The 11,880-nt window shown below is 38.1% G+C and carries 10 protein-coding genes; 2 read left to right on the top strand and 8 right to left on the bottom strand.

Translation table 11 applies throughout. The features are described 5' to 3' along the window. The 4 genes from BLO34_RS08655 to asnB all read right to left on the bottom strand — a co-directional run bounded on the left by BLO34_RS08655 (position 1) and on the right by asnB (position 4,307). Complete coding sequence (locus tag BLO34_RS08655; protein ID WP_090754492.1) at positions 1 to 576, bottom strand: anthranilate synthase component II; 576 nt, start codon at positions 574 to 576, stop codon at positions 1 to 3. Next, the gene (locus BLO34_RS08650) at positions 569 to 1,051 is read right to left on the bottom strand and encodes a hypothetical protein (protein ID WP_090754490.1); all 483 of its coding nucleotides are present in this window, start codon (positions 1,049 to 1,051) and stop codon (positions 569 to 571) included. The genes BLO34_RS08655 and BLO34_RS08650 overlap by 8 nt, the downstream gene beginning before the upstream one ends. Then, positions 1,048 to 2,454, bottom strand: coding sequence for an anthranilate synthase component I family protein (locus BLO34_RS08645; RefSeq protein ID WP_090754488.1), 1,407 nt, complete (start codon positions 2,452 to 2,454; stop codon positions 1,048 to 1,050). Before BLO34_RS08645 ends, BLO34_RS08650 begins: the two co-directional genes overlap by 4 nt. 191 nt (positions 2,455 to 2,645) lie before the next feature. Continuing rightward, positions 2,646 to 4,307: an asparagine synthase B gene (gene asnB, locus BLO34_RS08640; protein ID WP_090754486.1), complete on the bottom strand. Its 1,662-nt coding sequence runs from the start codon at positions 4,305 to 4,307 to the stop codon at positions 2,646 to 2,648. A gap of 186 nt (positions 4,308 to 4,493) precedes the next feature. On the opposite strand from asnB, the gene BLO34_RS08635 reads away from it, so the two are divergent. After that, on the top strand, positions 4,494 to 5,756 hold the full coding sequence (locus tag BLO34_RS08635) for an NRAMP family divalent metal transporter (protein ID WP_090754484.1): 1,263 nt from the start codon (positions 4,494 to 4,496) through the stop codon (positions 5,754 to 5,756). Here BLO34_RS08635 and msrA read toward each other — a convergent pair. The 3 genes from msrA to BLO34_RS08620 all read right to left on the bottom strand — a co-directional run bounded on the left by msrA (position 5,753) and on the right by BLO34_RS08620 (position 8,409). Then, positions 5,753 to 6,406, bottom strand: a complete 654-nt coding sequence (msrA, locus tag BLO34_RS08630) for a peptide-methionine (S)-S-oxide reductase MsrA (protein WP_090754482.1) — start codon at positions 6,404 to 6,406, stop codon at positions 5,753 to 5,755. The two genes, BLO34_RS08635 and msrA, sit on opposite strands and share 4 nt — an antisense overlap. A gap of 127 nt (positions 6,407 to 6,533) precedes the next feature. Continuing rightward, positions 6,534 to 7,313: a zinc ribbon domain-containing protein gene (locus tag BLO34_RS08625; RefSeq protein WP_090754480.1), complete on the bottom strand. Its 780-nt coding sequence runs from the start codon at positions 7,311 to 7,313 to the stop codon at positions 6,534 to 6,536. Positions 7,314 to 7,317: 4 nt separating this feature from the next. Then, positions 7,318 to 8,409, bottom strand: a complete 1,092-nt coding sequence (locus BLO34_RS08620) for a Nif3-like dinuclear metal center hexameric protein (RefSeq protein WP_090754479.1) — start codon at positions 8,407 to 8,409, stop codon at positions 7,318 to 7,320. Positions 8,410 to 8,456: 47 nt separating this feature from the next. Between BLO34_RS08620 and lpxK the strand changes: the two genes are divergently transcribed. Then, positions 8,457 to 9,443 carry a tetraacyldisaccharide 4'-kinase gene (gene lpxK, locus BLO34_RS08615; RefSeq protein WP_090754477.1) on the top strand — a complete coding sequence of 329 codons (987 nt, stop codon included), beginning with the start codon at positions 8,457 to 8,459 and terminating at the stop codon, positions 9,441 to 9,443. Here lpxK and BLO34_RS08610 read toward each other — a convergent pair. Then, entirely contained in the window at positions 9,421 to 11,841 is a 2,421-nt protein-coding gene (locus BLO34_RS08610; RefSeq protein WP_197672883.1) for an ATP-binding protein, read from the bottom strand. The two genes, lpxK and BLO34_RS08610, sit on opposite strands and share 23 nt — an antisense overlap. Positions 11,842 to 11,880 lie beyond the last annotated feature (39 nt).

Genomic DNA, 11,880 nt, shown 5'->3' with positions numbered 1-11,880 from the left:
CTAGAGTGTTGCTAAAAAGTTCTTAAGCATCGTTTTTCCTTGCGGTGTCATCACACTTTCTGGGTGAAATTGAACTCCGTAAATAGGTAATTCTTTATGTTTCAATGCCATTATTTGACCGTGTTCATCTCGGGCGGTAATTTGAAGTACGTCAGGAAAATCAGATTCTTGTGCGTTCCAGGAATGGTAACGACCGGCTTCAAATTGCTTGTCGACTCCATCAAAGAAGGCACTGTCATCATGTTCCATTACTGTTGCAATGCCATGATAGACTTTTTCAAGATTGACGATCGTACCGCCAAAAGCTTCAGTAATTGCCTGATGTCCCAAACAGATTCCCAAAATGGGAACCGAGTGTTTTACAGTATCGATGATTTCCATCAGTTTTCCCGCTTCTCGAGGTATTCCTGGACCTGGCGACAGAATTATCGCATCATAATTCAGACAATTTTCTGGATTTATCTTATCGTTTCTAACTACGGTCACTTTAGCCTCTAGATCTTCCAGGTAATGGACTAGATTGTAGGTGAACGAGTCATAGTTGTCAATGACTAATATGTTATGGTTGTTATTCATTGACTATGAATTTCCCGTATTCATCTACTGTTGCGGTGGTCGTTGATCCATCTGCACAAGTTGTTGTTATTTCTAAATTGCCGTTGATTACACCATCGCAATTAAGATTTTTGGTCGTGCTAGCCATGATATATGAATCAATTATTTTGAAATCATTACTAAAAGTGCGTAGTATAAATTCAAAAGTGTTACCGTTGAGTTTTGTGTAATTTCTTAAGATAACCCTCATTTCAAACTTATCAGATTTATAAATTTGATTGCCTTTGGATATATCTGCTGACATCACTTTTAGGTAATCTTCTTTAGAGTAAAAATAGTACGCGCTATCTTTTATGATCTCAAATGGCATGTTGGGAACAAATTGAACTTTGCTTCCTTCACTATCTAAAACTGTTACCTCAAATAATGGTTTGTTGTTAGAACATGATGCTATTGCGATTAATCCTATTGCTATTAAAAATGGTTTGATTTTCATTTTGAATTTGCTTGTTGAATCGCCTTTCTCAAGGCGTTGGTTTTATTGTAAACTTCTTGGGTCTCGCTATTTAGATCACTTTCCACGACAACACCTGCACCAGCTCTAAACTGCATTTTGTTATTGCTGGAAAGAATGGTTCTTATAATGATCGCATGATTGAAACTACCATCAAAACCTAAGTAACCTATAGCGCCTCCATAGAACTGCCTTGAAGATTTCTCGTATTGATCAATCAACTGCATGGCTCTAAATTTAGGAGCACCACTCAACGTTCCAGCAGGGAACGTATCACCAATTAATGGAATGCGATCTTCTTCATCTATTACTCCTGTAACGGTACTCACCATATGAATGACATGTGAGTAGAAATGAATATTCTGATAATCGGTTACTTCTACTTCTCTTGCATGGCGACTTAAATCGTTACGGGCAAGATCTACCAGCATGATATGTTCAGCGGTTTCTTTGGGATCGTTTTTCAATTCTTTTGCTGCGGCGAGGTCTGCGGCGTCGTTTCCAGTTCGTTTGTAGGTTCCGGCAATGGGTTGAATGCTTACTTTTTCTCCTTTAATAAGCAACTGCGCTTCTGGCGAGGAACCGAATATTCTGAAATTACCGTAGTCAAAATAAAAGAGATAAGGACTAGGGTTTATTGCTCTCAACTGGCGATACACATTAAAATCATCACCTGTATATGCTTGGGTAAACTTTCTGGAAAGTACGATCTGGAATACATCACCACGTTTGCAATGTTGTTTTCCTTTTTCAACGAGTTCCTTAAAATCTGAATCGGTCATTTCAGAACTCTCTGGCCCGTCAGTGAAGAAATCGAATTTGGCAATGTCACGATGTTGGATAATATTTATCAGGTTTTCCATCTTTGCAATTCCATTTTCATAGACATGATCAAAAACATATAGCTGATTATGATAATGGTCAAATACCAGTACATTCTGAAATACTTGATAATGAACTAACGGAATTGCCTCGCTTTCTATGTGCTTTTCAGGATCAAAAGCAATGTTTTCAAATAGCTGGACAGCATCATAACTTAAATATCCAAATAGCCCATTTGTAGGAAATGGAAAGTCTGCGTTTCCTGGATCAAATCTATTTTTGAAATCTTCCAACCCCTTAACTAAATCATAATCTATAGAAAATGATTGCTCCTCTATTTTTGAGTCTGGAGTTGTGATGGATACTTTTTCATAATCAATCTCAAAGGTTGCTACAGGATTACAACAAATAAAAGAATAGCTGTTGCTGCGCTGCCCATACTCATTACTCTCCAGCAAAATGCTGCCTGGATACTTATCACGCAGCCTCATGTAAATTCCTACAGGAGTCATCGTATCTGCAAGAATTACTTGATGAGAAGTATTTGGTTTGTAAATTTTCATATTTAATTTTTAGATCGAACGTTTGAAACAAAAAAGGCCTGCCGTTAAGCAGACCTTGTATAGTTATTCATACGGGCAACTTCACGGCTGTTGAGCTATGTCGTTCCACCACCAAGTATGATTTGTTCTTTCCATTGAAGTGTAAAGATAATTACGCTTTCGCGAAAGCGCAAACTTTTTAAACCCTCATTTTAGTATCCATCATCGTGAACACCAGCAACCGCTCTACCAGATGGATCGTTCATGTTTTTAAATGCCGCATCCCATTCCAGGGCAATAGGAGTCGAACATGCCACTGATTTAATTGAAGGTACGCAACTCGCTGCGGCATCGCTAGGGAAGTGGTCTGCAAAAATGCTGCGGTAATAGTATTCTTCTTTGTTTTGTGGTGGGTTGATCTTGAATTTGAACTTTGCACTCTCCATCATTTCGTCGGTAACCAACTCGTTTACCGTTTCTTTTAACGTGTCGATCCAGCTGTAACCAACTCCATCACTGAACTGCTCTTTTTGTCTCCATGCAACGCTCTTTGGAAGGTAATCCTCAAAGGCCTGGCGCAGGATGTGTTTTTCCATTTTACCATTTCCACACATTTTATCTTTTGGGTTGAGACGCATCGCCACATCCATAAATTCCTTGTCCAGGAAAGGTACTCGACCTTCAATACCCCAAGCAGCTAATGATTTGTTTGCCCTCAAGTTATCGTATAGGTGTAGTGTATCCAGTTTGCGGACGGTTTCTTTATGAAATTCCTCAGGGTTGGGAGCTTTGTGAAAATAAAGATAGCCACCAAAGATCTCGTCACTTCCTTCACCAGAAAGAACCATTTTGATCCCCATGGATTTTATGACTCGAGCTAGAAGATACATGGGAGTTGATGCTCTTACCGTGGTAACGTCATAAGTTTCCAAATAATAAATAACATCCTTTATGGCATCAAGACCTTCTTGAATGGTAAAGTTCACACTGTGGTGAACCGTTCCTATATGTTCTGCAACAGTTTCTGCTGCGGCAAGGTCTGGACTTCCTTCTAGACCTATAGCAAAAGAGTGCAGCTGTGGCCACCAAGCATCTGCATAATCACCTGACTCAATACGACGTGCCGCATATTTCTTTGCAACGGCGCTAACGATAGAACTGTCCAATCCTCCTGAAAGTAAGACGCCATAGGGTACATCACTCATCAAGTGTCTGTGCACACTGTCTTCCATTGCTTTACGTAATTCCTTGACTGAACTCTCATTATCCTTTACCGCAGAATAATCCTTCCAATCACGCTCGTACCATTTTGTAAATTCTTTATCCTCACTATAATAATAGTGTCCTGGAGGGAATGGTGCAATCTCATTACAAGTTCCTTCCAGTGCTTTAAGTTCGCTAGCGACATAAAATTGTCCCATTTCATCAGTCCCATAATACAATGGAATGATTCCTTGATGATCACGAGCGCAAAGGAAAACGTCTTTCTCGCTATCGTAAAGTGCAAAACTGTACATTCCATTAAGATCGTCCATGAAGTTGACACCTTTGTCTTGATATAAAGCAAGAATCACTTCACAATCAGACTTTGTCTTGAATTGATAATCATTATACTCTTCACGTATTTTTTGATGGTTGTAAATCTCACCATTGACAGCAAGTACTATTTTACCGTCAGGACTATATAATGGCTGTCCTCCAGATTGCGGATCAACAATAGTCAAACGCTCGTGCGCCAGAATAGCTTTTTCTCCACAATAGATTCCGGACCAGTCTGGTCCACGATGTCTCAATTTTTTTGAAAGCTCCAGAACATCTTGTCTCTGGCTTGCGCTATCTTTTTTAAGTTCAAATACTCCTACGATTCCGCACATAATGGTTGGTTTTTAAATGAGAAAAGGTCTACTGTGAAGTAGACCTTTTTGATTTGTTTTAAATACCAGGAACTACCTCACGTAAGTGATGGATTATTATTAGTTCTGATATTATTATTAATTAACATAACATGACAAACATAATTAAAATTATATTGTAAACAAATTTAATATCATCAAAGGGTAATGAATAAGTATTTTAAAGTACTGGGGCCAGGATTAATTTTTGCTAGTACAGCAATAGGAGTAAGTCATTTGGTACAAAGCACTAGGGCTGGAATGATTTACGGATTTGGGTTTTTAATAGCCATTATCGTTATCAATATTTTGAAATACCCCTTTTTTGAATATGGAACTCGCTATGCGGCAGGTTCTGGGGAAAGTCTTATTGATGGTTATAAAAAGTTAGGACGATGGGCGATCTGGTCCTATTTTTTTGTGATGATCATCAGTTTGTTTTTTGTGAGTGCGGCCGTTTTCAATGTAACCGCTGTTTTTATGAAGGAGCTTTTCCAACTTCATGATATTGGTTTCACGCTATTGCCGTTGGCCCTAGTTATAATTTCTTGTTTTGGGATTCTGGCTTTCGGGAAATATCAGTTATTGGATACCATCATTAAGGTGGTAGGTTTCTTGATGATTATTTGTACAACAGTAGCTTTTGTATTGGTGCTTTTAAAAGGTCCGTCCACAGCATCTGCATCCTTTGTCTCTCCAGACATGTGGTCGTTTTCCACAATACCTTTTGCTATTGCTCTTATGGGTTGGATGCCTACAGCGCTAGATTTAAGTACATGGAATAGCCTATGGACACTGGAAAAGCAAAAGTCCTCTGGTTACAAATCAACCGTCAAACAAGCTACAAGAGAATTTGGTTTAGGATATTTTATTAGCGCGATACTCGCTATAATGTTCTTGACTTTAGGTGCATATCTCGTTTATGGAACTGATACCGTAGCATCTTCAGGAAGTGCAGATTTCTTCAATCAGGTCATAGGTCTTTTCACAGGCGCGATAGGCGAGTGGTCCTATTATATAATTGCTATAGCTGCATTTTGTATCATGTATGGAACAAGCATAGGTGTATTAGATGGCTACAGTAGGGCATTCAAAAGAACTAGCGAGGTACTATTCTATAAAAGCAAGCAAAGTAGCGGTAGATGGTTCATAGGAGCATTAATAGTCACCGCTTTAGGAGGTTTCTCAATCAATTATTTTCTTAGTGATAATCCAAAAGGGTTTCTACTACTCGTAGATATAGCCACAATTCTTTCATTCCTATTTGCTCCTATAGTAGCCGTACTCAATTATAAACTGGTGACAAATAAAGAATTCCCAGAAGAACATCAACCTAATCTCTTGATGAGGTTGATTTCTCTTCTGGGAATTATTGTACTAATCCTATTCTCAATAGTATTTATAATATACTATCTAGGCTTTTTTGACTAGTGGCTCACGCCATCTTTGATAATACCTTTAGGTACTGCTGCAGCAAACCTTCTCCATCTAGGGATCGATACATTCTGAATGTATCCATTATTTGGATTGTTCTCTGCATAATCTTGGTGGTAATCTTCTGCCACATAGAATTTCTGGAAAGGCTTCACCTCTGCAGCGACATCATATCCATCAGCTTCTAATTCTTCAATTTTTGCATCGATAATTTGTTTTTGTTCTGCGTTTTGATAGAAAATGATACTACGGTAAGATTCTCCGCGATCTGGTCCTTGTCCGTTTACTTGTTCCACATCTTGTGAGGCAAAATAAACGTCTACAAGAGTCTTGAAAGAAACTACGTCTGGATTATATATAACCTCGTTTGCTTCTGCATGGTCAGCGTGATTTTGATACGTGGGGTTTGTGGAACTACCACCACTGTATCCAGATACCGCTTCGCTCACTCCTTTGACACTTTCAAATATCTCTTCAACACACCAGAAACAACCACTTGCGAAATAGGCCTTCTCCATTCCTTCCTGATTAACAGCAACCTCAACTGGTTCTGTATTCATGGCAGCATCATTTTGCTCCATGTCTTTATTTTGTTGATTGCAGCTGTTTGCTGCAAACATCAATAGTATGATACTTATAAATTTCATGATCTTGAATTTTATCCAAAAGTAGATGGAGTACAGCGCTTATCCCGCTAAAACCTAGTTAAAACTAAAAACCCTTTAAGAACAAGTCTTAAAGGGTTTAGAAAATAACATTTAGATTTTCTAGAATTTAGATTTTGTCAAATGTAGTACTCATTTTTTCAGCTTGCTCGTGAGCTAATGCTGCATCTACTAATATTCTTCCAGAGTGCTCGTCAGTTATGATTTTTTTGCGTGAAGCAATCTCAACCTGAACTTGTGGTGGTATCGTAAAGTAAGATCCACCTGAAGCACCTCTTTCAATAGGCACTACCGCAAGGCCATTCTTTACATTCTTTCTAATACGTGCGTAAGCCTTCATCAATCGTGGCTCAATACTATCTGCATGATCGCTAGACATTTTCAAAAGAGCTTGCTCTTCCTTTTCAGTTTCCTTAAGGATTTCCTTAAGTTCTGCCTGCTTGTGCTTTAAGTGATCTGCACGAGTGTCAAGACGTTCCTTGCTCTCTGCAATAACCTCATTTTGCTGTTCTATCTGAGCCTTGAATTCACGTATGTGCTTTTCTGCTAGCTCCATTTCCAATTCCTGAAATTCAATTTCTTTTGACAAAGAGTTGAATTCACGGTTGTTACGTACGTTCTTCTGTTGCTCAGAATATTTTTTGATAAGAGTTTTTGCCTCTTCAATCAAATTTTTCTTGCCTTTGATCTGCTCATTGAGCTCTTCTAGATGTGTATCCAGTTTTGCAAGACGTGTTTTCAATCCTTCCACTTCATCTTCAAGATCTTCAACTTCTAGTGGTAATTCCCCACGAACGTTGCGTATCTCATCAATTCTAGAATCGATTAATTGTAGGTCGTAAAGTTCTCTTAACTTGTCTTCTACAGTTGCCTCGGTCTTTTTTGCCATCTGTCTATGTGTAATTTACAGGGTTTGTTTGCGTCTGTGCGCAAAGGATTGCAAAACTACTAAATTTCTCGCTAATATGTTCCTGCAAAAGGTTTTTTGTGAACTGCTCACTTTCGTAATGTCCTACATCGCAAAGTAATAGGTCTTCGCCTTGGAAAAAGTCGTGATATTTCAAATCTGCCGTGATATAAGCATCTGCACCACAACTAATTGCGTTTTTGATAGCAAAGGAGCCAGAACCACCTAGTAGGGCAACTTTTTGGATATCTCGCTTTCGCGAAAGCGAACTTCTTACCACACCACTTTTAAATACCGTCTTTGTGAACTTCAAAAAGTCATTACTGGACATGGGGTTTTCCAAATTACCAACAGCGCCCAAGCCGATTTTTGAATATTCATTCTCCAAAGTTTCAACGGAATAAGAAACTTCCTCATAAGGATGGTTCTCCCACATGGCTTGAAGAACACTTGATTCTTGATGAGATAAAAAGGTTACTTCTAATACAGCTTCCTGTACAGTTTCTCTTTTGTTTTTTTGACCTCTAGATGGGTTGCTATGATCGTTACCCATGAAGGTGCCTTTGCCATCTAAAACAAAACTACAGTCGGTATAATTGCCCAATTGTCCAGCACCACACGAAAAAAGAGCCTCTCGCAGCTCATCTACATTCTCTCTGGGTACATGAATTTGAAGTTTTTTGATGACTGACTTTTCTGGAACGAGTGTTTTTACGTTTTGAAGTCCCATCTCATGAGCCATGCGATAGCTCACACCACCGTGAGCCATATCTAGTGCGGTGTGTGTTGCATAGATCGCGATGTTATTCTTAATCGCTTTCAAAACGGCTCGTCTTACATAATCAGTTGGCTTTAAATGCTTCAATCCAGAGAAAATAATAGGATGGAAGGTGACGATTAAATTGCAATTTCTTACTATAGCTTCATCAATCACTGTTTCCAGACAATCAAGAGTAATGAGGACTCCAGTAACTGGAGTGTTCGATTCTCCTACCAGCAGTCCTACATTGTCAAAATTTTGAGCGTAGTGCAATGGAGCCAATTGCTCTATATGATCAGTAATATCCTTGATTTTCATAATTGTCTTAAAATAGTAAAGATAAAATTTAAGCTACTTTTGAGATCATGGCAGGCTTGCGATTTTTACTATATCCTTTTTCCATTATATACGATGGAGTTACAAGTTTACGCAATTATAGCTTTGACAAGGGCTGGCTTCAGTCAACCTCTTTTGACATTCCTATTATTGCTGTTGGAAACTTAAGTACTGGCGGCACTGGTAAAACTCCGATGATCGAGTATTTATTAAGACAATATAGCGACAAACAGGTGGCTGTTTTAAGTCGCGGCTATGGTCGTACATCAAAGGGTTATCGAGAGGTTGTGGAAACGAGTAATGTTGCTCAAGTGGGCGATGAGCCTCTACAATTCAAACTTAAGTTTAAAGAGAAGGTTGTTATTGCGGTATGTGAGAAGCGACTAGATGGAATACACCAATTATTGAAGGATCATGATTTAGATCTGATCTTATTGGATGACGCCTATCAACATAGATATGTGCAGGCATCTCAATATATATTGTTGACCAGCTATCATCAACCTTATTATTCTGACTTTTTGTTACCGGCTGGTAATTTAAGAGAGGCAAGATCAGGTGCTGATCGAGCTCAAAGTATCGTAGTTACAAAATGCCCAGATTCTCTGGATTTAAAAGAAATGAATGCAATCCGAAATAAAATTGGAGCACGTTCACACCAACAAGTTTATTTTTCAAAAATATCTTATGACGATAAAGCTGTTGGGATTAAAAGCTCTATCGCGCTTTCAGAATTAGAAGGTAAATCGGTCACAGTTCTCACGGGAATTGCAAAACCAGCGTATTTCGTTGAATTTCTAAAGAATTTTACACAAGTCAAGCATCTCAAGTTTCCAGATCATTATGCTTTCCAGGATAAAGATGTAGAAGCATTTTCCAATCATGAACTTATTATAACTACCGAAAAGGATTACGTACGGCTAAAAGAATTCCAGCTCGAAAATTTATATTATGTAGGGATTAAAACTGCCTTTGTTGGAGAAAAACTAAAGCTTAGTATATCTGATAGTTTGTAAAAGCCTTTTGAATTTTATCAAAAAACTCATCCATCTTGAATGGTTTAGGAATGATATCATCAAAACCTATCTCGTAAAATTCTTTTTCAGACTCGTCTAGAGTTACTGCCGTTAACGCTATAATAGGTAGTTCACGATCAAATTTGCGTACTTCACGTGTACACTGCTTTCCATCCATTCCTGGCATATGAATGTCCATAAGAATAAGGTCGTAGGTATTGTCCTTGATCTTACCTAAGGCTTCTATACCATTGTTTGCGATATCACAATCAAAATTCTTTCCTTCCAGAATCTTGCGAGTAATCATCTGGTTGATTTTGTTGTCCTCAACGATTAAGATCTTTTTAGATATAAGCTCTGTAGCGGTTGCTTTTTTAAGGCCAATAACATCTTTGTTCTTATTGTCAGATGGTTCTAAATTTTCAGCGTTTGCTCTATCTTTTTGTTGATTTTCATCATCAACGATTGAAGTAGGTTCAGGTTCTTGCTTCTCCGTATTTATCGGAGCAATTGGAGCTTTCTTGCTTTCAGGTTTTGCTGTTCTGACTGGCTTTTTATATTCTGGATATTCTTCTTCTGGAGCGGTATCAAAAATCTTCAGATTTTTATCCTCGTAGAATTTGTTTGTGTCTGGTAATTCAAACCATAGGTCAAATGAGAAGATACTACCACGACCTATTTTACTGTCTAGATTAATTTGACTTCCCATTAAGGAGACTAGATTTTTTACAATAGCGAGGCCTAATCCTGTACCGCCATATTCTCGAGTCGTGCTTGAACCTTCTTGAGTGAAGTTATTGAAGATGTCCTGTTGTTTCTCTTCAGAAATTCCTTTACCGTTATCTTCTACTTCAAAATGGATAAGGCATCGATCTTCAACCTGTTTAACTTGATCAACTCTAATCCATACGTTTCCATTCTTGGTAAACTTGATCGCATTACCTACTAGGTTGATTAATATCTGTGACATTTTTACCGGGTCACCTTTAATACGACTTGGAATGCTGTTGTCAAACTCGAGGCTCAAGCTATTACCTTGATCTTTGGATTGATTAGACAATGAAGTCGTAATATCTTCCACTCTTTTCTTAAGATCGAATGGTATTTGTTCCAACTCAACTTTGTTTGCCTCTAGCTTATTGAAATCAAGAATATTGTCAATTAATGAGAGTAAATATTCTCCCGAAGATTGAAGTGTCTCAAGGTGTTCACGTTGATCATGTCTCGGCTCAGTCTCTAAAAGTAAATGTGTAAGCCCAGTAACAGCATACATAGGTGTGCGCAATTCATGCGTGATAGTAGATAAGAAATCTGCTTTAATTTTTGCAGCATCTTGTGCACGGTCACGTTCATCAATAAGCGCAGAATTTTTACCTTCTAATGTTTGATTACTTTTTGCACGCAGTTTGTTATTCTTGAACAATGACATTGTCAGAAGCGATAGTAGTGTGAGCAAAACAAAAAACAGAATGTTTTGAAAACCGCGTCCTTTTAATTTAATCTCTTGATCAGAGATGACTTTGTTTTTTGCTAGAATCTGTTGTTCTAGTTCGCTGACTTTTTCAATGGAACCAATTGAAATTGCATTGCTTGATGTGTCAGTAAACTGATCTTCTCTAAGCTGTTGGTATTTTTCTAGAAAAATCATTGCTTGTTCAAAATCGCCCAGTCCTTTTGCTATGGTAGATTTTAGATAATAACAACTTAAGGTAATGCCAGTAAATCCATAATTATCAGCGCTTGCGAGAGCTTGATCAACGGTTCTGTTAGCATTTTCAAATTCGCCATTTTCAAAATAAGTCTCGGCGAGATTGAAGGTCGATTTTGACTCAAAATAGAACAAGCTTTGTTCCCTTAATTGAGGAATTATTTCCTGATAAATGGAAAGTGCTTGAGTATAATTGGCAGTACTTAAATATAAATTTGCAAGAAGGTACCGTGCTTTTAGAGCGTTGACGGCATCCTTTGATTTGTCTAGAGCAATATTTATCGTTTTCAGAATCTCATCTGCTTGGAGATATTCTTTATTTCTAATGTAAATATCAGCCTGTATAAGTAATAACTCTACATAAGATGCCGAGGTTATCGGAATTTGCTTTTTGAGTCGGTCAATGTTTTTTTGAGCCTGCTCAAGTTGTCCTGTGTAGATGAAGAAATTTGATTCTACAACCTCTGTATTTAAATAAATAAGAGAGTCGCTCGCTATTTCTTTTGCGGCTTGTAGTGTTCTTTGAGCTTCAGGGAAACGGTTGCTTTGTAGTTCTAGATTGGCACGTTCAAGCATAGCATCAACCGCGATCTGCTGGCCTTCCTGGGATAGCCTGCTGTCCGGTTCCTGCGCCATTCCATTAGTCCCTAATAATAGGATGGCAAAAGTTAAAAGCAATACTCTTTTCACAAAATAACTTGAGTAACAAATATAACTGCTATGTATAAA

The sequence above is a fragment of the Nonlabens sp. Hel1_33_55 genome, assembly GCF_900101765.1.
Taxonomy (GTDB): Bacteria; Bacteroidota; Bacteroidia; order Flavobacteriales; family Flavobacteriaceae; genus Nonlabens.
The sequence above is the reverse complement of the archived record's forward strand: the minus strand, read 5'-3'. Positions and strand labels throughout refer to the sequence as shown.

Coding starts and splice junctions, on each gene's coding strand:
- lpxK (WP_090754477.1), top strand. CDS start 8,457: ATGGCAGGCTTGCGATTTTTACTATATCCTTTTTCCATTATATACGAT.
- BLO34_RS08635 (WP_090754484.1), top strand. CDS start 4,494: ATGAATAAGTATTTTAAAGTACTGGGGCCAGGATTAATTTTTGCTAGT.
- BLO34_RS08645 (WP_090754488.1), bottom strand. CDS start 2,454: ATGAAAATTTACAAACCAAATACTTCTCATCAAGTAATTCTTGCAGAT.
- msrA (WP_090754482.1), bottom strand. CDS start 6,406: ATGAAATTTATAAGTATCATACTATTGATGTTTGCAGCAAACAGCTGC.
- BLO34_RS08655 (WP_090754492.1), bottom strand. CDS start 576: ATGAATAACAACCATAACATATTAGTCATTGACAACTATGACTCGTTC.
- BLO34_RS08650 (WP_090754490.1), bottom strand. CDS start 1,051: ATGAAAATCAAACCATTTTTAATAGCAATAGGATTAATCGCAATAGCA.
- asnB (WP_090754486.1), bottom strand. CDS start 4,307: ATGTGCGGAATCGTAGGAGTATTTGAACTTAAAAAAGATAGCGCAAGC.
- BLO34_RS08625 (WP_090754480.1), bottom strand. CDS start 7,313: ATGGCAAAAAAGACCGAGGCAACTGTAGAAGACAAGTTAAGAGAACTT.
- BLO34_RS08620 (WP_090754479.1), bottom strand. CDS start 8,409: ATGAAAATCAAGGATATTACTGATCATATAGAGCAATTGGCTCCATTG.